Below are 21,534 nucleotides of genomic sequence, written 5' to 3'. Positions count from 1 at the left end.
AATATAATAATGATTGTACGCGCTAAGCGCGTGTTATTGAATAGTAAAATGAATGATTCAGTTACCGACTATTTAAAAGTCTTAAGTCAAGCTCACTGGCAATCCCCAGACCAATTCCAGTCTATGAGTAGCAACATGCTGCAATGGCTTACCGAACAAGGCTCACTGTCATATCGACTTAATGCTGAGTGCGATACGTTGTCGGTTGAAGTGATCAGTAATACTAAGAGTAGTGCTGACATGATGACCGAAGAAGAAATTGAGCGGTTAGCACATGAAGATTGCTGGTTACGAGAGGTCGTCCTACGAGGGGATGACCAACCGTGGGTGATTGGACGTACGCTCATGTCATTATCGACAATGGGACAGGGCGATTATGATATCTCTCAGCAAGGGAATACACCGCTTGGTGTGACCGTTTTTTCAAGTGCGGATACCAAGCGTGACGCACTCGAAATTGCGCAATTAACGACGTCAGAAGGTGAGTTATTTGCTCGCCGCTCTCGTTTGTGGGTCGCGGGGCATCCTATCTTAGTTGCCGAATTATTTTTGCCGCATTCGCCTGTTTATAAAATGGAGAGTATCGATGACGTCAACTAAAGCTAAAGCCTATTGGCAACTGACGAGAATGGATAAACCCATTGGTACATTACTATTGCTATGGCCAACCTTGTGGGCGTTGATTCTTGCCGCTGGAGGGATCCCCAATATTCACGTACTGGTGGTATTTTGTTTGGGTGTGGTCATGATGCGCAGTGCTGGCTGTGTTATCAACGACTTCGCCGATCGCAATGTTGATGGATTGGTTAAGCGTACACAGCACCGCCCGTTGCCTTCTGGCACGGTGTCATCTAAAGAAGCGATAGGGCTGTTTCTTGTGTTGGCGGTCGCCTCGTTTTTGCTTGTGCTCACTATGAATACGTTGACGATTCAACTGTCGCTAGTGGGATTGGTTTTAGCGTTTATTTATCCGTTCATGAAGCGCTTTACGCATCTGCCACAATTGTTTCTAGGTTTAGCTTTTAGCTGGGCAATCCCAATGGCGTGGGCTGCCCAAGCTAATGAGCTGCCAGTCGTCTTGTGGTTTGTGTTCGCACTAAACGCGTTGTGGACCATTGCCTACGACACACAATACGCCATGGTAGATCGCGATGACGACCTGAATGTGGGTATTAAGTCGACCGCGATATTGTTTGGTCGCCGAGATAAACTCATTATTGGTTTGTTGCAAATGGCCGTCTTGGCAATGCTCATGACGCTTGGTCATTGGTATGAATTAGGGACCAGTTATTATTGGAGTTTGCTTGTTGTTGGTGCGCTGTTTGTTTACCAACAATGGTTGATTCGACACCGAGAACGTAGTCTTTGTTTCCAAGCATTTTTAAATAATAATTATGTGGGTATGGCGATCACGACAGGATTATTAGTCTCCCTGTGGTAACGCGTCTCTTTAGTAAACGTGCCTGTGGTAAATATTCTGTCATTATAAAAACGCCGACTCATGATGAGTCGGCGTTTTTATTTTGAGCGATTCTATGTTGAATCCGTGAGGATAGCGCGAACGCTTAAAGCGATGTTTCCGCCGTCGGCTCGTCAGATTGATGGACACTTTCCTGAATGGTTAACTTCACCTCAGGGTAAAGCAAAGAATATAGGAGGTTTGCCAGTGCTTCTGTTTGAGTGGTATCACAATTGCCGTCGACATCCAGATATTGCTGGTCTTTCAAGGTGCTGAACAATGAAGCAAAGACACCTTTGTCGAAAAACTCTGGGGCATTAATACCATGCAAGCGACCTAGGCGCTGTGCGATGTCTTGGCTCTTCTGCTCAAGGTCTTGCTTATCCAGCTCAGGGTAAGCCGCCAAAAGGTTCAGGGCGATTGCGTAGCGTTGAAGGGTTTCTGAAATAGTTCGACCTAGCAGCATCAACATTTGAGTGTTGGACTGATTCATCGACACCAAACCGTTATCAATAATAAGCAGTTCTTGGCGTGCAAGCTCTTCAACAATGTGATCAGTGAGGTTATCCAGTTCACTTGCATCGATGCTCAAAAACAGTTCTTTTTGCAAAAACGGATACAGCTTAGCCACATTGGACTTAATGACCTCGAGTGATAAAGCGTGTTCTCGAATCAACATTTGTGCAATCAATGAGGGCAGGGCAAACAAGTGGATAATGTTGTTGCGATAATAAGTCATTAGAATCGATTGGTTTCGATCAAGCGAGATAATATCACCCAGCGAATCCGACTCAACAACAAACTTATCTAGTGATTCTGCGTGCTCAACTAGGGCTTCAGCCGTAGTGGTTGGCATGGTTGATGTCTCGGAATACGGCACGTTTTTAAGCAGTGCGAGATAACAATCGATTTGATTCACTAAGCTGTCGCGAGACAAGGCGCGCTGGCGAGACGCCAATAAAGCGGTCGCACATAGGGTTAAGGCATTAGCCGCTGCTGCGTCGTTAATGTGTGTCATCATCTTCGTAGCAAGGTTATTGACTACTGGAGTAAGCCATTCTGGTTTGCTGGTACCCATAGGGTCAATATCTTTAGCCCAGCTTGGAGCATGGTCATTCAGGTACTGGTTGAGCGGAATAGGTTCGCCAAAATTGACGTAGCCCTGTCCAAAGTTACGCAGCTTACGAATGGTCTTTAGGATCTGACCGGCGTTTTCTTTTTCTTTGCGCTTGCCTCTCAGCTCTTTAGCGTAGGTGCTGACTTCCATAACATGCTCGTAGCCAATATAAACAGGAACCAGCGTCACTGGACGATCTAGCCCTCTTAACATCGCTTGGATGGTCATGGCGAGCATGCCCGTTTTGGCTTGCAGTAATCGACCTGTGCGTGAGCGCCCACCTTCACTGAAGAATTCGACCGAATACCCCTTAGAAAATAGCTCTGCGAGGTATTCTCGGAAAATGGTTGAGTACAGCCTGTTGCCTTTAAAGCTGCGTCGAATGAAGAACCCACCACCGCGTCTAAAAATAGGCCCAGCCGGGAAGAAATTTAGATTCACGCCCGCCGCAATGTGTGGTGGCACCATCCCTTCACGGTACAAAATATAGGACAACAACAGATAATCCATATGGCTGCGGTGACAAGGGACATAGACAATCTCGTGCCCATCTTGCGCTAAGCGTCGAACGGTTGAAGCGTTATTGACATTGATGCCTTGGTATAATTTGCTCCATAGCCACGTCATCACAACATCGCCAATTCTCACTAGCTTATAAGAAAAATCGGCCGCAATTTCATCCATAATTTGATGAGCTTCTTTACGAACTTTCTCGACTTCAATGCCGTTAGTCGCAGCATGATCTTGGATGGCTTGTTCAATGACAGGAGAATTTAATAACCGCTGGAACAAGACCTGCCTATTTGGCAGGTTAGGGCCTGATGCCGCGAGTTTTTGGCGAGAAAAGTGAATCCGAGCAACGCGAGCAAGTTTATGAGCAATGGATTCGTCTGTGCCATGCACGTCGGCCATATAACGCAATGATACCACTGGACTGAATCTCACCATGCAGTCGCGTCCAGACATAAAGAGCGCCTTGGCTTTCTGTAGGCTATTCATGGCTTGTAGGTAAGGTTTGGTATCGGATTCTTTACCGGGTTTGCGACCCCAGAGCACGGTTGTCGGAATGATTTGTACATCCAGAGTGGGGTCTTTTTTATGCTCTTTTAGTAGATCAGAAAACAAAGTGATTGAGTCACTTGGAACGTCATCGTCACGTGTAAACAGGGTTGGTCTTGAGGCTATGAATACAAACCGATTCCGTTCTTCTCCATTGAGCACAATTGGCTCCAGTGGATCGGGCAACCCTAATGCCACCGCTTGTTTTTGCAGTGTGAGAAGATCAACGTTCGAATTGAACGGTAACGCATATACCACAGGTTTCGTGATATCGATATTATGATCGTCAATCGGGTTTGATGGGATCGCCGTTCCTTTGACTAACACTGACATGGGCAGCTTTAATAAAGAACGGAAAAATGATTGTCGTGAAGACATAGCGGTTCACAGCCTCAATTTGTACGAAAAAAACAACGTCGAAGGTAGGGTATTGCATTAACAGTGCGCTCCTTAATCCTAGACGTCAAATTTAGAGCGCTGCAAGGATACCAGAAACTGGTCTTACCTTTTAATGAAAATAAATGTAAACAGAGAATTCGTGTCGTGAGGCGAGGTGCTGAGTAATCCAGCGACTATTTGCTAAAAAACAACCGATTGTCTTTGCAATTACAAACTTACTGGATATACTCACAGTTAACTGTATAAACAGACAGGTGATGCATGAAGCCGCTAACTCCACGACAACAGCAAGTATTTGATCTAATAAGAAAGAAAATTGAAGACGCCGGTATGCCACCCACTCGTGCCGAAATCGCAAAAGAGCTGGGTTTTCGTTCAGCAAATGCGGCAGAAGAACACCTAAAAGCATTGGCGCGTAAAAAGGCGATTGAAATCATCCCAGGCGCTTCTCGCGGTATTCGTATCCTCTTGGAACAGCCTGCAGCGAATGAAGATGAAGGATTACCATTGATAGGGCAAGTGGCGGCTGGTGAGCCTATCTTGGCGCAAGAGCATGTAGAGGCACACTATCAAGTTGACCCGAGCATGTTTAAACCTAAAGCTGACTTCTTGCTTCGCGTGAACGGCGAAAGTATGAAAGACATCGGCATTATGGATGGTGACTTACTTGCTGTACATAAAACGCAAGATGTCCGTGATGGACAGGTTGTCGTAGCACGTGTCGACGATGATGTTACCGTTAAGCGACTAGAGCGCAAAGGCTCAACAGTATTACTGCACGCTGAAAATGACTCTTTTTCTCCGATTGAGGTGGATTTAACTGCTCAGCATCTTGCTATCGAAGGGATTGCTGTCGGTATTATCCGTAATACCGACTGGATGTAAGCGAAGCGATTAGGGGGAAGTCGCCCCCTTTTACTCATCTGTCTGGCTTTTTTACACTAAATTGTAGAAAAAACACTCGATCACTCTCCCCTCTACGCTCACTTTCTGGTATGTTTCGCACCCTTGAATCGTTCAGGAGATAATGAGTGGAAACTTGCCCACTTTGTGCTGCAGAAAATGCATCGCACTATCATAGCGATAAAAAGCGAGATTTCTTACAGTGCCAGACATGTCAGTTGGTGTTTGTACCAGCAAAGCAGCGTTTGGATGCTCGTGAAGAAAAAGCGGTCTATGATCTACATAACAATGACCCAAGTGATGAGGGTTATCGACGTTTTTTGTCTCGCGTCGCGTCACCATTATCTGAACGATTACCTCAAGGCTCAACTGGATTAGATTTCGGCTGTGGACCGGGCCCAACGCTTTCTCTGATGTTTGAGGAGCAAGGCTTTCCGATGTCTCTGTATGACCTGTATTACTATCCAGAGTCAAAAGCGCTAGAATCAGAGTATGACTTTGTGACAGCGACCGAAGTGATAGAGCACTTGTATCAGCCAAACAATGTTTGGCAACAATGGTTAACGCTCATTAAGCCAGGAGGATACCTGGGATTAATGACAAAAATGGTGATTGATGTGGATGCCTTTTCGACATGGCACTATAAAAATGACCCAACACATGTCGTATTTTTTAGTCGCGCGACTTTCTTGTATTTAGCGAAGAGAGACGGACTAGAAATCGAGTTTATTGGTAATGATGTAATTATATTGAGGAAACTTACGTAATGAGTCGTAAGAAGAAATCGAGAACGCCTGGTATGGCTCCTGAGCCAGTTGCGGTTACGCGTAATCGTTCACAGGCTGATGTTGATGGCCGTGAACAGAAGCGTTTGAAAAAACGTAAAGGCTTAAAAGCGGGTAGCCGTCATTCTGATGGTTCAGAAAGCCACCATTCGGGTTCGTCAGTAAAACGCGATCCTCGTCTTGGAAGCAAAAAGAAGATCCCACTCATCGTGGAAGAGAAGAAAAAGTCGTCTAAGCAAGAGCGCAAAATCTCAGCAGAAAAAGAGCTTGAGATGCTTGAAAATGATGCTCAGCTTAACGTGTTACTTGATCGTCTTGAAGCGGGTGAAAATCTAGGTATTGGTCTACAAAAATACGTAGATGAAAAACTGGATCGTATGGAAATTTTGATGAACCAACTTGGTCTTGTTGTTCCTGACGACGAAGATGAAGAAGGTTTTGATGATATTGATATGCCAGTTGAAGTGATGACGAAGAAAAAGTCACCTTCTAGTGACGATGAATTATTGTCACAATTCGAAGGCATTAATATGGACCAGTTTAAAGATTAAGGAAGGACAGCGTAGATGAATACCGTTACTTTGCTAGCAATTGTTGGTGTGCTTATTATCACTGGTTTAGCTGGCTATGCGGGCTATTTGCTACTGCAGCTTAAAAAGCAAAAGGAGTTGCTTAAGCAACACCAAAAACTGGCCATTAACAAGCGTAACGCGAATATTTTTGAGAGTGTCGATACCATTTGTCTTGCGACGATCCAGGGACAATGCGACCTTTCAGAAGCGGCGATTAGGCTTTATAACATCATGGACTACGTGCAGGGTGAACAGCGAATTGATTTTGATGAGCTGTACCCCGCGACGTCCGAGCTTTTTCATATCGTGAAAGATATGCCGCGAGGCGACGCTCGACAAGAGATGAAAAAGCAAGATCGTATGCGAGATAATCTTGCTCGCCAAAAGGCGGAAACACGCTTAGCGGATGCGATTGTCGAAGAGTTAAAGCAATTACACGTCAGCGTTCGCCCTCTAAATGATCAGATTAATGTCAAATTAGTCAGCTAGGAATGAAGAACCTTGTTGGCTAACAAGTGATCACGCTAGCATTTTTGTTCACCGCCGACGTAAAAGTTATGGTTCAAGCGTTATCCGTCACAATCCTATGGCAAAATAGCGCTCATCTAACTCCTCGCACGAGGAGGTTAAGGCAACACAGTTTATTGGAAGTATTACCATGTCTCAAAGTCACTCAGAAACGAATCAACAGATTGTCTGGGATCAAGCGATCCTTGATAAGTATAACTATTCTGGGCCACGCTACACCTCATACCCAACCGCGGTAGAGTTTCATGAAGCGTACACCATCTCTGACTATGACATGGCTTGTACTCAATATCAGGATCGCCCGCTTTCGTTGTATGTCCATATCCCGTTTTGCCACAAGCTTTGTTATTACTGTGGCTGTAATAAGGTGATTACTCGACATGCCCACAAAGCAGACGAGTACCTTGATGTTATCGAACATGAAATCCGCCAGCGTGCGACGTTGTTGCAAGGCCGAAAAGTCACGCAATTGCACTTTGGTGGTGGTACGCCGACATTTTTGACGAAAAGCCAAATCAGTCGCCTAATGACGATCTTACGCAGCGAATTCTTCTTTGAAGAGGGTGCAGAGATCAGCATTGAGGTTGACCCGAGAGAAATCGAGCTAGATATGCTCGATCACCTTCGTCACGAAGGCTTTAATCGCTTGAGTATTGGTGTTCAAGACTTCAATAAAGAAGTCCAAGTACTTGTTAACCGTGAACAAGATGAAGCCTTTATTTTTGCGATGGTTAAGCGAGCGAAAGAACTGGGTTTCCGTTCGACTAACCTAGATCTTATCTATGGTTTACCGAAACAAACTAAAGCCTCGTTTGCGACCACGCTTGAGCAGGTGTTATCGCTGCGCCCTGGTCGCTTATCGGTATTCAACTATGCTCATATGCCCACTTTGTTTGCGGCACAACGCAAAATTAAAGATGAAGACCTGCCTATCGCAGAAGAAAAAATGGCGATTTTGCAAGACACGATCGCGACACTGACTGATGCTGGTTATCAATTCATCGGGATGGATCACTTTGCGCTCCCTGACGATGAACTGGCTGTTGCGCAGCGAGAGGGTAAGCTGCATAGAAACTTCCAGGGCTACACCACGCAAGGTGAATGTGACTTGGTTGGGTTTGGTGTTTCGGCTATCTCAATGATTGGTAATAGTTACGCTCAGAACCAGAAAGAGCTTAAAAAATATTACGAGCAGGTCAATGAGTTACGACATGCGTTGTGGAAAGGCGTGGTATTGGATAACGATGACCTAATTCGCCGTGAAGTCATCAAGCAACTTATCTGTAATTTCAAGCTTGATATTCACTCTATTGAGCAGGGTTTTGGCCTTAAGTTTACTCAGTATTTTGCCGAAGATTTGGCACTGCTTCAGACCTTTGTGGATGACGAGCTTGTCTCGGTAGATAAAGAGTCGATAGAAGTGACCCTGAGAGGTCGGTTATTAATCCGTAATATTTGCATGTGCTTTGACAAATACTTACGTCAACGTGCTCGTCAGCAGCAGTTCTCGCGTGTTATCTAGTTTTTGATGAGTGATTCCTGGGCTGTTTAGCCTTTAGCCTTTAGCCTTTAGCCTTCGTCTCATTTAACACTTGCGCCGTTTTATTCAGGTGATGTTAGCAAGAAGAGAACATGTTAAAAAAAAGGTCGTAGCTTCTCGCTACGGCCTTTTTTTTTGGTGGCTTAGGGTGATGAAGCAAGTGTTAATACAGCTCTTTGAGCTTTCTCGTTAGGGTGTTCCTTCCCCAACCAAGGACTTTTGCAGCATCTTGTTTGTGGCCATTGGTATGGTTGAGCGCTGCCTCGAGTAAAATGCGTTCAAATTGTGGCAGGGATTTATTCAAGATCTCTGATTCTCCCGACTCCAGAGCGCTTTGGGCCCAAGAAGACAGCAATTTCTGCCAATCCCCTTCTTCATTTTCAGAGAGCTTTCGAGGCTCATCAAGCAATTCTGTTGGTAGATCACTGGGGAGAATTTCACTGCCACTTGCCATGACGGTTAGCCATCGACAGGTATTTTCTAACTGTCTAACGTTTCCTGGCCACTCGAGCTTGGTGAGGATGTCGACGGTGTCTGTGCCAAGTGACTTGCATTCGACGGCGAGTTCTTCTGCCGCCAGTGATAAGAAGTGGTAGGTCAGCTTCTCAATATCTTGTTTACGTTCTCTAAGGGCCGGGATGTGAATACGAATGACATTAAGCCGATGGTATAAATCTTCCCTAAACTCACCTTGCGCGACGAGCTTTTCCAAATGCTGGTGTGTGGCCGCAACAATACGGACATCCACTTTAACCGCCGCGTGGCCACCGACACGATAGAACTGACCGTCGGCTAATACACGTAACAGGCGCGTTTGAATGTCGAGTGGCATATCACCGATTTCATCCAAAAAGAGCGTTCCGCCATTGGCTTGTTCAAACCGCCCTTGGCGAACGCTGTTTGCCCCGGTAAATGCGCCTTTCTCATGACCAAAAAGCTCAGACTCGATGAGATCTCTAGGGATGGCCGCCATATTGAGAGCAATAAAAGGTTTATTGGCCCGAGGGCTATGGCGATGCAGCGCGTGGGCCACGAGTTCTTTACCTGTTCCTGATTCACCATTGATAAGTACAGAGATCGATGAACGTGATAGTCGCCCGATGGCTCTAAACACCTCTTGCATGGCCGGGGCTTCACCAATGATTTCTGGTGCATTCGTCGGGACCACTTCTTCAGATGTGAGTGTTTTCTTTTGTTCTTGGTTGTGTGCAATGGCACGCTCAACGAGCGTCAGTGTCTCATCAATGTCAAAGGGCTTTGGTAGGTACTCAAATGCCCCTTTTTGATAGGCGTTCACTGCAGCATCTAAGTCCGAGTGGGCCGTCATGATAATAACGGGTAAATCGGGGGCGCGTTTCTGCACTTGATTAAGCAGTTCAATCCCATCCATACCTGGCATGCGGATATCAGATACCAAGACATCAGGCACTTCTCGTTCTAGTGCCATCAGTACACTCTCTGCATCGGCAAAGGTTTCGCATTTTATATTTGCTGACGACAGGGTTTTATCTATCACCCATCGTATTGAACTGTCGTCATCAACGACCCATACATAACCTTTACTCATAGCCAAACGTCCTTACAGCAAGCCCATCCGTGATGTTAAATAGGCAAATAAATAGTAAAAATGGTACGACCGGGCCAACTTTCTACGTCTATTTTTCCATTGTGTTGGTCGATCAAGTTTTGTGAGATAGAGAGTCCTAATCCGGTACCACCTTCACGCCCACTCACCATGGGATAGAACAAGGTGTCTTGTAATTCTGTTGGAATGCCGGGACCGTTGTCGATAATCTCAATACGCGCAGCCAACTTGTGACGCTGGCCATGGATATTCGCCTGATGCACAGTGCGTGTACGCAAGGTGATTTGGCCGTTATCTTGCTTAGCGAGTATCAAGGCTGCATTACTGGTGATGTTAAGTAATGCTTGTTCGATCTGATCGGTGTCCATCAAAATGGGTGGAAGACTGGGATCGTAATCTCGCTCGATAGAAAGGCTTGTTCCCGCCTCTAACTCTACCAGTTGTCTTACTTTCTCAAGGATTAAGTGCAGGTTCTCTTCTTTTTTTGTGCCAGGCTTTTGCGGGCCCAATAAACGGTCCACCAGAGCTCGTAACCGGTCAGCTTGCTCGATAATGATATGGGTGTATTCGTTAAGGCTCGGGTCTGGCAGCATTTTAGATAGCAACTGAGCCGCTCCTCGTAAACCGCCGAGTGGATTTTTTATCTCATGCGCCAGTCCGCGAACTAAGAGCTTTGCCGCTTGTTGCTGCGCGTGCTGGTTGAGCTCTTGTGTTAATCGTTTTTGCTGACCGATTTTTCGCATCTCTATGAGTAGCATCAAGTCCTTATTCCATGACATGGGACTGACGGTAACCTCAAGAAGTAATGGCTTGCCATCGACCACAAAGGTCACATCGCTATCGGTAATGCTTTGTCCACTTTGTAGTGGCTGGGTTAAAAGGGCGAGATCGAGAGAAGCGTGTTGGATAAATTGAGAGAGGTGTGAATCCACCAAGCGCTTAGAGCTTTGAGCAAAAAGTTGTTCCGCCGCAGGGTTGGCATAACGAACCGTTAAGGATTCATCCAGCATTAATGTTGCGGTGACCACATTACTTAATATGGCATTTGTCAGTTCGCTATTTGGCACTCGCTTCCCTTACTCTGCTCGTCATTGGTGCATTGCACGTCTTTGAATAACACTAAGCACCAAGTTGGTGCAATGAATATTCAAGTATGGCGCAATTTGTCAGCGAGTAAAAGCAGCAACGCTGTTGTTAAGGCTATTGCACCGTTGTGCGATGTAAATGCACCGTTATCGTATCTGATGATGCAATAACCTTGCCGCTTTGTAGGATTTGAATCGTAAGTGTATGTGTACCGCGATCAACGTACTTTAAAGACCAATAAGGGTTGGATTTCGGCGCGCCATAAGGCTTACCATCGAGTAACAACTGAAGCTTGTCACCAATATCCAAGTTGCGGTTAATATCCCCGGTAACCTCGATAAAGCCTGGATTACTGCGGATCGTCGCATCGTGAGCCGGAGCGGTGATTCTCACCTTTGTCGTGCTTTTTGCTTGTGTTTTATTCGTCGTTTTTTTGATTCTTTCGACACTGGGATTCACGGGGTCATTGATGTCCGTGATTTCATGAGTAACAGGAGTGGGGGTCGAAATTTTAATCAGTTTAGCGCTGGGATGATCAGGAGTATCGCTAAAATGCAGTACTCCCTTGTTGTCTGTCCATACATAGACATCGGCAGAATGAACGATGATGCTTATCAGCAACAAGCCGAATCCCCACAATCTTTTCATGCCACTCTCTCCTATGATTTTTAATGATATGAATGAAAAGGTATGCCGCAAATGAACATTCCGTCTTCATAGGGTAGCGAAAGCGTGTTTTGTTCCGATATAAAAAAAGCCCGCCTGCGAGGCGAGCTTTATTATCTTATTGCAACAATGCAATTTACATCAAGAAGGCGACTTATACTGAGTAGTAAAGTTCGAATTCTAGAGGGTGCGTTGTCATGTTGATAAGCTCAACATCTTTTGATTTAAGATCGATGTAAGAATCGATGAAATCATCAGAGAATACACCGCCAGCGGTTAAGAACTCACGATCGGCATCTAGAGCTTTAAGCGCGACTTCTAGAGATTCAGCAACCGTTGGGATTTCTGCTGCTTCTTCTGCTGGAAGGTCGTAAAGGTCTTTGTCCATCGCTTCGCCAGGGTGGATCTTGTTCTTGATTCCGTCAAGGCCAGCCATCAGCATTGCTGAGTAGCATAGGTACGGGTTCGCAGCTGGGTCACCAAAGCGTAGCTCGATACGGCGTGCTTTAGGGCTTGGTACCACTGGGATACGGATTGAAGCAGAACGGTTACGTGCAGAGTATGCAAGCATAACAGGTGCTTCAAAACCCGGTACAAGACGCTTGTATGAGTTTGTTGATGGGTTAGCAAATGCGTTAATAGCACGAGCGTGTTTGATGATGCCGCCGATGTAGTAGATAGCAAGGTCAGATAGACCGCCGTACTTATCACCAGCAAACAAGTTAACACCGTCTTTAGCAAGAGATTGGTGAACGTGCATACCAGAACCGTTATCACCAACAAGTGGTTTAGGCATAAAGGTTGCCGTTTTACCGAACGCGTGAGCAACATTATGTACAACGTACTTGTAGATTTGAGTTTCATCGGCTTTCGTTGTCAACGTATTGAAACGAGTCGCGATTTCATTTTGACCAGCGGTTGCCACTTCATGGTGGTGAGCTTCAACAACAAGACCCATCTCTTCCATAACAAGACACATTGCAGAACGGATATCTTGAGAAGAATCAACAGGAGCGACTGGGAAGTAACCACCTTTAACGCCTGGACGGTGACCTTTGTTACCACCTTCGAAATCAGAACCTGTGTTCCAAGCGGCTTCAATGTCGTCAATCTTGAAGAAAGAACCAGACATATCCGTGTTGAATTTCACGTCATCAAAAAGGAAGAATTCAGGTTCTGGACCGATAAGAACCGTGTCTGCAATACCAGTAGCGCGTAGGTACTCTTCAGAACGTTTCGCGATTGAGCGAGGGTCACGGTCATAGCCTTGCATAGTAGCAGGCTCAAGGATGTCACAACGGATGTTCAGCGTTGAATCTTCTGTGAACGGGTCAAGTACTGCGCTTGATGCGTCAGGCATCATTACCATGTCAGATTCGTTGATACCCTTCCAACCAGCAACAGATGAACCATCGAACATTTTGCCTTCTTCAAAGAAGTCATTGTCGATTTGGTGTGCAGGAATAGAGATGTGCTGTTCTTTACCTTTAGTATCAGTAAAGCGTAGGTCGACGAATTTCACTTCGTTTTCTTGGATCAGCGATAGTACATTTTCTACGGACATCTTGGATAACCTCCAGTGTTATTAATACGGTTTAATAGCTACGATTTATGTAATCGGCATTGATTAACGTCTGCTTAGTGAAGTGCGTTAATCGATGCTGATTTTTATAAAGCTAAAACCGTGCCAAAAAATAAATCCTTTATTTTTCATTGGTTTGATTCTTTGCTGCTCCAGATTGGTTCTTTTTATGCACCAAAATGATCATTGACTGCACTTTAATGGTGCAATATTTATTTTTTGCACCAAGTTGAATCAATCGCCCATACATTCAGCATGGCTTTTCAAACGATGTCAACCCTAATCAAATGCTTACAGGTAACATTGTTGGCAAAAAACGGATGCCAATAAAGCGTGAAAACGATTAATTGCAAAAATTTCAACGAAGTTGATCACATATTTTTTGGGTCTAGCCTATTATCTGGTATATTATTGAGCGTTTTTGAAATCCAGCTAGCAGCAATCAAGCGGCAGCCTCTAATGAGTGAAAGAAAAACCCATGTCTACTCCACAGATTGATAAGTTAAGAAACATCGCGATCATCGCGCACGTTGACCACGGTAAAACTACCCTAGTTGATAAATTGCTACAGCAATCCGGTACGCTGGAATCTCGTGGTGAAGCAGAAGAACGCGTGATGGATTCGAACGATATCGAAAAAGAACGTGGTATTACCATTCTTGCTAAAAACACAGCAATCAACTGGAACGATTACCGTATCAACATCGTTGATACTCCTGGACACGCGGACTTCGGTGGTGAAGTTGAGCGTATTATGTCTATGGTTGATTCTGTATTGTTGATCGTTGACGCGGTTGACGGCCCAATGCCTCAAACTCGTTTCGTTACGCAAAAAGCTTTCGCTCACGGCCTTAAGCCGATTGTTGTTATCAACAAAATCGACCGCCCGGGTGCTCGTCCTGATTGGGTTATGGATCAAATCTTTGACCTATTCGACAACCTAGGCGCGACAGATGAGCAACTAGACTTCACCACAGTTTACGCATCAGCACTGAATGGCTGGGCAACAATGGAAGAAGGCGTTGTTGGCGAAGACATGGAACCATTGTTCCAAGCCGTTGTTGACACAGTAGAAGCACCAGCAGTTGACCTTGATGGTCCACTTCAAATGCAAGTTTCTCAACTTGATTACAGCTCTTACGTTGGTGTTATCGGTGTTTGTCGTGTGACTCGTGGTAGCGTTAAACCAAACCAACAAGTGACTATCGTTAATGCTGAAGGCAAAAAGCGCAACGGCAAAGTAGGTACAGTACTTGGCTACCTAGGTCTTGAGCGTCATGAAGTAGAGCAAGCAAATGCGGGCGATATCATTGCAATCACAGGTCTTGGTGAGCTGAAAATCTCAGACACTATCTGTGATGTGAACAATGTTGAAGCAATGGAAGCATTGTCTGTTGATGAACCAACAGTAACAATGACGTTCCAAGTAAACACTTCTCCGTTCGCGGGTAAAGAAGGTAAGTTTGTTACTTCACGTAATATCCTTGAGCGTCTTGAAAAAGAATTGGTTCATAACGTAGCACTACGTGTTGAAGAAACTGAAAGTCCAGATCGTTTCCGTGTATCAGGTCGTGGTGAGCTTCACCTTTCTATCCTGATTGAAAACATGCGTCGTGAAGGTTTCGAGCTAGCAGTATCTCGTCCAGAAGTCATCATCAAAGAAGAAGATGGTCAGCTAATGGAACCGTTTGAAACGGTAACGATTGATGTAGTTGAAGAGCACCAAGGTGCGATCATGGAAAGCATCGGTCTACGTAAAGGTGAGCTAACTGATATGGCTCCAGATGGTAAAGGCCGTGTACGCATGGACTTCATGATGCCGTCTCGTGGTCTTATCGGTTTCCAAACTGAGTTCCTAACAATGACGTCTGGTTCTGGTCTTATCTACCACTCGTACGATCACTACGGTCCACACAAAGGTGGCGTAATTGGTCAGCGTAACAACGGCGTTCTTATCTCGAACGGCACGGGTAAAGCACTGACTTACGCATTGTTCTTCCTTCAAGCTCGTGGTCGTCTGTTCTCTGAGCACGCGGATGAGGTCTACGAAGGTCAGGTTATCGGTATTCATAACCGTTCAAACGACCTGACAGTAAACTGTCTGAAAGGTAAGCAACTAACCAACGTTCGTGCATCTGGTACAGATGAAGCACAGGTTCTTTCGCCACCTATCAAGCACACGCTTGAGCAAGCGCTAGAGTTCATTGATGAAGATGAGCTAGTAGAAGTAACACCTGAAAGCATTCGTATCCGTAAGAAACTTCTTACTGAAAACGAGCGTAAGCGCGCATCTCGCCCTGCTAAGTAATTAGCGAGTCGATAGATATGAAAAAGCCCTGCATTTGCAGGGCTTTTTGCTTTCTAACGTATTTTAGGACGAGACATGGAAAAAACGCATCTAGGCTTATGTCTCTGACGATAACCGGATTTACCGATATCGTTTAAGTGAGTAAAGCCAGCGTCGAGCGGGAGGCGATAGACTGCTCTCGCGACCTCATGCCTGCTACAATATTTGTTTCAATACCTTATCTGCACTTACTCGTGTAATTTTCTTAATCAGCTTTTGTACGGGCTCTGGGTAGTGCTCAATTTTCTCTAGCTGCTTATAGGTGCAGATGAGTTGCGTGTGCTGAAGGATATTGGCGACTTCTTTGTCGAATTTCTCGGTTAAATGGGCGTAGTTATCTTGAATTAAAATGGCATTTTCAAGATCCAGCTTCCAAGCGCGAGGGTTGAGATTGTTGCCCGTAATCAACATATAGCGTTTATCAACCCACAGCCCCTTAAGGTGGAAACTATTATCCTCATGTTTCCATAAGTTGAGGCTTAACTGACGGCTCGCGATGTGAGCTTCATTGGCTTTGGCAAAGCGACGAAGATTCATCTCATACAGATAAGGAAGCCCACCAATGGTCTTAAACTCTTCTTCTGGAGAGATATAGAAGTCGTTGGCGGTCTTATCACCGACAACAATCGTGACTTTTACTCCCCGTTTGAGTGCTTTCTTGATTTCTTTAGCGACGGGCTTGGGGAAATTAAAATATGGCGTACAGATAAATATTTCATCTGTCGCTAATGCAAGCAGTTGAGTGATGCGATGATTTAACTTATTGCGACGTTTACCGATTCCAACCAGTGGCGTGACCGAAACCTGGTGCTCATTGGCGGGTTCATGGTCAAACACATATTGCGCTTGAGATAGTGAGCCACGAAGTTGACGAATTTCCGCTTTAATATCTTTAGCCGTTGGTTTTGCTGGTAAAGAAAGGTCGTTGACTGCTGGGTTGCTGACCATTTCGTTTTGAATGAAATAGACCATCGACTCTGCGAGTTTCGCATTGCCAAGCACATGATAGCGGTCGAATCGGTAGCGTTCTTGGTAGTTTAAGTAGATATTATTAAGACTAGCGCCGCTATAAATGACTTTATCGTCAACAATAAAACCTTTGAGGTGCAATACGCCAAAGACCTCACGACCACGTACGGGAATGCCGTAAACGGGAATACCATGCTCATTCTTCTGACGAAACTCACGATACATAGTGGCATTGCCATCTGATTGCGCTGCGCCGATCAAGCCGCGCTGCGCGCGATGCCAATCAACACAAACCGCAATATCAAGATCAGGGTTTCTCTGTTTCGCAAGGTAAAGCTCAGAGAGTACTTCGCGTCCAGCGTCATCGTCTTCAAGATAAAGTGCGACTAGGTAGATTCTTGATTGCGCCTCACGTATCGCTTGAATAAGATATTCGCGATAATCGTTGGCAGAATACAAGACCTCAAACTGGTCTGGATCCTGCGCCAAAGAGGGCAGCTGTTCAAAAGATTTCCTAAGAGCCATCATGTGGGAGACTTTACCTTTCTTAAATGCAAAATTGCTAACCTAGCATTTTACCAAATTCTTATAGCGTATGGATAGTAAACCGTTGATAAGTTTATGTCGGATCAATGTAACGCATTGCAACAAGTGATTTCCCGCCTTGAATATAGCGCATATATAGCTGTTTTATTGCGTTGGGCAGCGCATCTTCACTAATTGTTTCAAATCCATGCTGGGAATAAAACGACTCGAGATGGTTCAATGCAAAACAAAAATCACGTTCGGAAAGCTCAGTGGCAACAAGGTGGCGCATGAGTGCATGGCCAACGCCGGCTTCACGATAATCTGGAATCACTAGCATCCCCGTCATTAGTCGATAGGTTTCGATGTTACGAAAGCGCACGAGTCCACATAATTGATGGTCTTGCTTGGCGGTGATGATACGTTCATCCGCCTTAGGCTTGGCTGCTGGGTAGTGTGACTTATAGATTTTTTTTGCTAGTGGCAGCCTAATGGGGTCTAAAAGACCAAAATTTAACGTATCCATAGCCAATACTTACTCTGAAGAGATAGAATAGGCGCAGTGTAAGCCATCAATGAATGCCCATGCAAACTGAACATAACGCACAATTACGCCCTTTTCATACCTTTGCTATTCAGCAGACGTGTCAGCAGCTCATCACGGTTGAGTCCGTGCAGGATGTCATTGATACCTACTGCGATGAGCGCTGGAGTTTATTGCCTAAATTAATGTTAGGGAAGGGCAGCAATGTACTATTTACCGAGCACTTTGACGGTATTATTCTTGTTAATCACTTGATGGGCGTACAGTGCAGTAGCTCTGAGGCACATCATCATCTTCATGTTGCTGGTGGCGAAGATTGGCCAGCACTGGTCGAATGGTGTGTTAAGCAAGGTTATGCTGGCTTAGAAAACCTCGCTCTGATCCCTGGTTGTGCAGGGAGTGCGCCGATTCAAAATATTGGTGCGTATGGGCTGGAGTTTAAAGATATCTGTGAGTATGTGGATTATTTATGTCTCGATAGCCTCCAAGTGAAGAGACTAGATCGCGCGGCGTGTAATTTTGGCTACCGCGATTCTATCTTCAAGCAGACCTTGCAAAATAAAGCGATCGTCGTTGCCGTTGGGCTCAAGCTCGATAAGCGTTGGCAACCCAATTTATCTTATGGCCCATTACAGCGCTTGGATAGCGATAGCTGCACGCCTCAAGAGGTGTTTGATATTGTCGTGCAAGTACGCCAAGAAAAATTGCCCGATCCATCAAAAATCGGTAACGCCGGAAGCTTCTTTAAAAACCCTGTCGTATCAATGTCTGATTTTGAATCGCTTAAGAAAACGCACCCCGATCTTGTCGCTTTTCCATTTAACGATGGGATGAAATTGGCGGCTGGGTGGTTAATTGATCAGTGTGGCCTGAAAGGAAAAAAAGTGGGCGGAGCAATGGTTCACCCTAACCAGGCACTAGTATTAATCAATGCTAATCAGGCGACGGCGCAAGATGTCGTGAAATTGGCTGCCATTGTCAGACAAACCGTCTTGGACAAGTTTGCGGTTGAATTGGAGCATGAGGTGCGCTTCATGGGGCGTCAGTGTGAAGTGTACTTAAAGGATTTATTATGAAGGAACACCAGTTAAAACTCGCCATATTAAAGCAACTCTCTGAAGGTGGTTTTCACTCTGGTGAGGCGCTGGGAGAGTTATTGGGAATTTCACGTGCGGCCATTAGTAAACACATTCAAGGCATCCAGCAATGGGGTGTTGATATTTACAGAGTACAAGGCAAGGGCTATCAGTTGGCCCAACCCATGGAATTGCTTTGTACGGATACGCTTAGCCGCAGCTTGCACTCCTCATTTGAGTTAATCCCAATCATTGATTCAACCAACCAATATCTGCTCGACAAACAGCACGAACTGGCATCTGGTCATGTTTGTATCTCTGAGTATCAAGCGAAAGGGCGAGGACGACGTGGGCGTGAGTGGGTCTCCCCATTTGGCGCTAACCTTTATCTTTCAATGTATTGGCGACTGGAGGCTGGTATGGCCGCCGCTATGGGATTGAGTCTTGTGGTGGGTGTTGCCATTGTTGAGGCCCTAGAGAGTCTGGGCATCGATGGCGTCAAACTAAAGTGGCCGAATGATCTCTACTACAACGACCGTAAGCTTGCGGGCATTTTAGTTGAGATGTCGGGTCAAGCTGGAGCCGCGGCCAATCTGGTCATCGGTATGGGCATGAACCTGAGAATGAATGCTCAAACTGAAGGCATAGATCAGCCCTGGACATCACTTAATGATGTCGTTGAGAGCCCTTTTAGCCGCAATGAACTTGTTGTTGCGTTTGTTCGCGCATGGCGTCAAGCACTGGAAGACTACGAAATCAAGGGAATGCAGGGCTTTGTGGAGCGCTGGAATCGACATGATAATTTCATGGGCCGAGAGGTGAGGCTTATTATTGGGCCTAGAGAGGTAAAAGGTACGGTGCGTGGCATTGACCCAACAGGCGCCGTCTTATTGGAAACCGATAATGGTATTGAGCCCTTTATCGGTGGTGAAATATCGTTACGTAAAGCGTAATCATTTTAAGGGTGGGCGAAGAAATCCGCTATTTTCTGAGGTGGACTCTTTCCACACAATGATTTGGCCCTTTCTCAAGGATAAGCTGTGCCCGTTCGCGAGTGGGCAAGATGTTTTGCGCTAAATTTTTGCCGTTTATTGAATGCCAAATATTACGGGCTTTTTGCGACGCTTCTTGTTCCGACAGTTGGGTGTAGTGACTGAAGTAAGACCCTGGACGAGTGAATGCCCCATGACGGAATTTCATAAATCGTTGCACATACCAATGCTCAATTAGCTCACTGTCCGCGTCGACGTAAAGAGAAAAGTCGAGAAAGTCCGTTAGGAAAATACGATGTGGGTCATCAACATAGTCGATACCGCTTTGCAGCACGTTTAGCCCTTCAATAATTAATACATCAGGTAGGTCAACGACCTTTTTCTCATCGGTAATATCGTAGGTAAGGTGGGAATATACCGGGGCGACAACATCTCGCTTACACGCTTTCACGTCCGAGACAAATTGAACCAAACGACGCATATCATAAGACTCGGGGAAGCCTTTCTTGGCCATCAACCCTTTTTCAAGTAACACCTTATTTGGGTATAAAAAGCCATCGGTAGTGATGAGTTCAACCTTTGGGTGATTCTCCCAGCGGCTCAGTAGCGCCTTGAGCAATCGCGCTGTGGTGCTTTTCCCAACGGCGACACTACCCGCGATACCGATAATAAAGGGAGGCATGTGCTCGTTTTGTCCAAGAAACTCTTGTAGGACTGAGTTTCGTCTTTGGCGAGCGGCGACGTAGAGGTTGAGCAGGCGAGACAAAGGCAAATAAACCTCGGTGGCTTCGCGCATAGTGAGATCTTCATTGATACCTTGAAGTTCTTTCAAATCGTCTTCGGTCAGTGTCATCGGTACAGCATTACGGCGTGCTGACCATTGCTCACGATTAAAGGACATAAAAGGGCTCATAACTCACCAAACATCAACGTTTCCATACAAAGAGTGCTGAACATACCTCAAGCAACGAATAAATCAAATAATTCATGCAACAGAACACGTTGAATCGATGAAAATACGCACAAAAATTGAGCGAAAGAAAAGAATGTGCAGGAAAAGCAAATTTTTTTTAAATTAACGGTTGCATCGATAGGGTTCATTCAATAAAATGCGCTCCACTTATGCCGACTTAGCTCAGTAGGTAGAGCAACTGACTTGTAATCAGTAGGTCACCAGTTCGACTCCGGTAGTCGGCACCATTTTCTCCTTACCTAAGACGTAAGCAGATGTTGAAAATGGATATAAGTATGGAGGGGTTCCCGAGTGGCCAAAGGGATCAGACTGTAAATCTGACGGCTCTGCCTTCGATGGTTCGAATCCATCTCCCTCCACCATATTCCTAAGGAAGTAGCTCTTTAGAGTTAACCTGTTGCGTGCATCGTATAATGGCTATTACCTCAGCCTTCCAAGCTGATGATGCGGGTTCGATTCCCGCTGCACGCTCCACATTTCGAGCGCTGATATAGCTCAGTCGGTAGAGCGCACCCTTGGTAAGGGTGAGGTCCCCAGTTCAAATCTGGGTATCAGCACCAGCTCTACAAAGCAAATATTTCCTTTTGATATATACTTACTGCCAAACTATTTTGGTTGCGTGGTCATTTAAGCCACTTTAATCCGTACCTAGAGGGACAACTCATGTCTAAAGAAAAATTTGAACGTACGAAACCGCACGTAAACGTTGGTACTATCGGCCACGTTGACCACGGTAAAACAACTCTAACAGCTGCTATCTGTACTACACTTGCAAAAGTGTACGGCGGTGTTGCTAAAGATTTCGCATCTATCGATAACGCTCCAGA

The 21,534-nt window shown here is 45.4% G+C and carries 19 protein-coding genes and 4 tRNA genes; 15 read left to right on the top strand and 8 right to left on the bottom strand.

Annotated elements, in window-relative coordinates; genetic code table 11:
* The first annotated feature begins 48 nt into the window (after window positions 1-48).
* Together AB4405_RS01760 and ubiA are read left to right on the top strand one after the other, a co-directional pair.
* Window positions 49-600 (top strand): chorismate lyase, encoded by a 552-nt coding sequence (locus AB4405_RS01760; RefSeq protein WP_241903181.1) that lies wholly within the window; start codon window positions 49-51, stop codon window positions 598-600.
* Window positions 587-1,441 carry a 4-hydroxybenzoate octaprenyltransferase gene (gene ubiA, locus AB4405_RS01755; RefSeq protein WP_102470751.1) on the top strand — a complete coding sequence of 285 codons (855 nt, stop codon included), beginning with the start codon at window positions 587-589 and terminating at the stop codon, window positions 1,439-1,441. Before AB4405_RS01760 ends, ubiA begins: the two co-directional genes overlap by 14 nt.
* Before the next feature lie 124 nt (window positions 1,442-1,565).
* Here ubiA and plsB read toward each other — a convergent pair whose 3' ends face one another.
* On the bottom strand, window positions 1,566-4,013 hold the full coding sequence (plsB, locus tag AB4405_RS01750) for a glycerol-3-phosphate 1-O-acyltransferase PlsB (protein ID WP_102470750.1): 2,448 nt from the start codon (window positions 4,011-4,013) through the stop codon (window positions 1,566-1,568).
* A 282-nt stretch (window positions 4,014-4,295) separates the two neighbouring features.
* On the opposite strand from plsB, the gene lexA reads away from it, so the two are divergent.
* The 5 genes from lexA (at window position 4,296) to hemN (ending at window position 8,344) form a co-directional block, all read left to right on the top strand.
* A complete protein-coding gene (gene lexA / locus AB4405_RS01745) occupies window positions 4,296-4,919 on the top strand; it encodes a transcriptional repressor LexA (protein WP_102470749.1) in 624 nt (207 codons plus the stop codon).
* A gap of 146 nt (window positions 4,920-5,065) precedes the next feature.
* A complete protein-coding gene (locus AB4405_RS01740) occupies window positions 5,066-5,704 on the top strand; it encodes a class I SAM-dependent methyltransferase (protein ID WP_102470748.1) in 639 nt (212 codons plus the stop codon).
* Window positions 5,704-6,273: a Der GTPase-activating protein YihI gene (gene yihI / locus AB4405_RS01735; protein WP_372059377.1), complete on the top strand. Its 570-nt coding sequence runs from the start codon at window positions 5,704-5,706 to the stop codon at window positions 6,271-6,273. The genes AB4405_RS01740 and yihI overlap by 1 nt, the downstream gene beginning before the upstream one ends.
* 15 nt (window positions 6,274-6,288) lie before the next feature.
* Window positions 6,289-6,783 carry a DUF2489 domain-containing protein gene (locus tag AB4405_RS01730; protein ID WP_102470746.1) on the top strand — a complete coding sequence of 165 codons (495 nt, stop codon included), beginning with the start codon at window positions 6,289-6,291 and terminating at the stop codon, window positions 6,781-6,783.
* Between the two features lie 169 nt (window positions 6,784-6,952).
* Window positions 6,953-8,344: an oxygen-independent coproporphyrinogen III oxidase gene (hemN, locus tag AB4405_RS01725; protein WP_372059376.1), complete on the top strand. Its 1,392-nt coding sequence runs from the start codon at window positions 6,953-6,955 to the stop codon at window positions 8,342-8,344.
* Window positions 8,345-8,525: 181 nt separating this feature from the next.
* On the opposite strand, the gene glnG is transcribed toward hemN, so the two are convergent.
* From glnG to glnA, 4 genes are all read right to left on the bottom strand, one after another.
* Window positions 8,526-9,929, bottom strand: a complete 1,404-nt coding sequence (gene glnG, locus AB4405_RS01720; protein ID WP_102470744.1) for a nitrogen regulation protein NR(I) — start codon at window positions 9,927-9,929, stop codon at window positions 8,526-8,528.
* Between the two features lie 35 nt (window positions 9,930-9,964).
* Window positions 9,965-11,014, bottom strand: coding sequence for a nitrogen regulation protein NR(II) (gene glnL, locus AB4405_RS01715; protein WP_102470743.1), 1,050 nt, complete (start codon window positions 11,012-11,014; stop codon window positions 9,965-9,967).
* A gap of 133 nt (window positions 11,015-11,147) precedes the next feature.
* A complete protein-coding gene (locus AB4405_RS01710; protein WP_372059375.1) occupies window positions 11,148-11,681 on the bottom strand; it encodes a DUF4124 domain-containing protein in 534 nt (177 codons plus the stop codon).
* A 172-nt stretch (window positions 11,682-11,853) separates the two neighbouring features.
* A complete protein-coding gene (gene glnA / locus AB4405_RS01705; protein ID WP_102470741.1) occupies window positions 11,854-13,263 on the bottom strand; it encodes a glutamate--ammonia ligase in 1,410 nt (469 codons plus the stop codon).
* Between the two features lie 496 nt (window positions 13,264-13,759).
* Here glnA and typA point away from each other — a divergent pair, with 496 nt between their 5' ends.
* Complete coding sequence (gene typA / locus AB4405_RS01700; protein WP_102470740.1) at window positions 13,760-15,589, top strand: translational GTPase TypA; 1,830 nt, start codon at window positions 13,760-13,762, stop codon at window positions 15,587-15,589.
* A 195-nt stretch (window positions 15,590-15,784) separates the two neighbouring features.
* On the opposite strand, the gene pssA is transcribed toward typA, so the two are convergent.
* Together pssA and AB4405_RS01690 are read right to left on the bottom strand one after the other, a co-directional pair.
* Complete coding sequence (gene pssA, locus AB4405_RS01695) at window positions 15,785-17,125, bottom strand: CDP-diacylglycerol--serine O-phosphatidyltransferase (RefSeq protein WP_102470739.1); 1,341 nt, start codon at window positions 17,123-17,125, stop codon at window positions 15,785-15,787.
* Between the two features lie 91 nt (window positions 17,126-17,216).
* A complete protein-coding gene (locus AB4405_RS01690) occupies window positions 17,217-17,648 on the bottom strand; it encodes a GNAT family N-acetyltransferase (RefSeq protein WP_372059374.1) in 432 nt (143 codons plus the stop codon).
* 59 nt (window positions 17,649-17,707) lie between these two features.
* Here AB4405_RS01690 and murB point away from each other — a divergent pair, with 59 nt between their 5' ends.
* Window positions 17,708-18,742: a UDP-N-acetylmuramate dehydrogenase gene (gene murB, locus AB4405_RS01685; protein ID WP_372059373.1), complete on the top strand. Its 1,035-nt coding sequence runs from the start codon at window positions 17,708-17,710 to the stop codon at window positions 18,740-18,742.
* On the top strand, window positions 18,739-19,695 hold the full coding sequence (gene birA / locus AB4405_RS01680) for a bifunctional biotin--[acetyl-CoA-carboxylase] ligase/biotin operon repressor BirA (protein WP_102470736.1): 957 nt from the start codon (window positions 18,739-18,741) through the stop codon (window positions 19,693-19,695). The genes murB and birA overlap by 4 nt, the downstream gene beginning before the upstream one ends.
* A 28-nt stretch (window positions 19,696-19,723) precedes the next feature.
* On the opposite strand, the gene coaA is transcribed toward birA, so the two are convergent.
* On the bottom strand, window positions 19,724-20,647 hold the full coding sequence (gene coaA / locus AB4405_RS01675; RefSeq protein ID WP_102470735.1) for a type I pantothenate kinase: 924 nt from the start codon (window positions 20,645-20,647) through the stop codon (window positions 19,724-19,726).
* Between the two features lie 211 nt (window positions 20,648-20,858).
* Between coaA and AB4405_RS01670 the strand changes: the two genes are divergently transcribed.
* From AB4405_RS01670 to AB4405_RS01650, 5 genes are all read left to right on the top strand, one after another.
* A tRNA-Thr gene (locus AB4405_RS01670) sits at window positions 20,859-20,934 on the top strand.
* Window positions 20,935-20,984: 50 nt separating this feature from the next.
* Window positions 20,985-21,069: transfer RNA gene (locus AB4405_RS01665), tRNA-Tyr, on the top strand.
* Window positions 21,070-21,106: 37 nt separating this feature from the next.
* Window positions 21,107-21,181 (top strand) — tRNA-Gly (locus AB4405_RS01660).
* Window positions 21,182-21,191: 10 nt separating this feature from the next.
* Window positions 21,192-21,267 (top strand) — tRNA-Thr (locus tag AB4405_RS01655).
* A 103-nt stretch (window positions 21,268-21,370) separates the two neighbouring features.
* A partial coding sequence (locus AB4405_RS01650; protein ID WP_241903099.1) for a GTP-binding protein occupies window positions 21,371-21,534 on the top strand: 164 nt, incomplete at its 3' end.

The sequence above is a fragment of the Vibrio sp. 10N.261.51.F12 genome (assembly GCF_041471725.1).
Classification (GTDB): Bacteria; Pseudomonadota; Gammaproteobacteria; order Enterobacterales; family Vibrionaceae; genus Vibrio.
Note: the sequence above shows the minus strand (reverse complement) of the source record. Positions and strands in the feature narration are given on the sequence as shown.